This window comes from Kitasatospora sp. SC0581 (assembly GCF_048159585.1).
GTDB lineage: Bacteria > Actinomycetota > Actinomycetes > Streptomycetales > Streptomycetaceae > Kitasatospora.
In genome coordinates, this window is sequence record NZ_JBLRWA010000268.1 from 1 (window position 1) to 347 (window position 347).

Here is a 347-nt window from a genome sequence, read left to right on the forward strand (position 1 = left end):
GGAAATTAGCGTACAAACCAAACGAAGTGGCCCGTTCACTTTATCACCATCAATCGAAGCTGATCGGTCTTGTTATCCCGGATATTACAAACCCTTTTTTCCCCGAGATTGCCAGGGGAGTGGAGGATTTCTTCCAGGAAGAAGGGTACCATGTCATGATTGGCAATAGTGATGAAAGCCGTGAGAAGGAAGTGAATTATATAGAAGCCTTTTCACAGCATAATGTGATGGGGATTATCAGTACATCAAGCGATGACATCTCACAGTGGGCCGGTTTGGACATTCCTGTTGTATTGCTAGACCGAATTCAGGATGACTTTCCTTCCGTTTGCGCGGATCAGGAAGCT

Annotated in this window: 1 pseudogene; it reads left to right on the plus strand. The window is 45.5% G+C overall.

The features are described 5' to 3' along the window. Positions 1-26: 26 nt before the first annotated feature. Positions 27-347 (plus strand): annotated as a pseudogene (locus ACLWS4_RS38055) (LacI family transcriptional regulator); the annotation flags it as partial.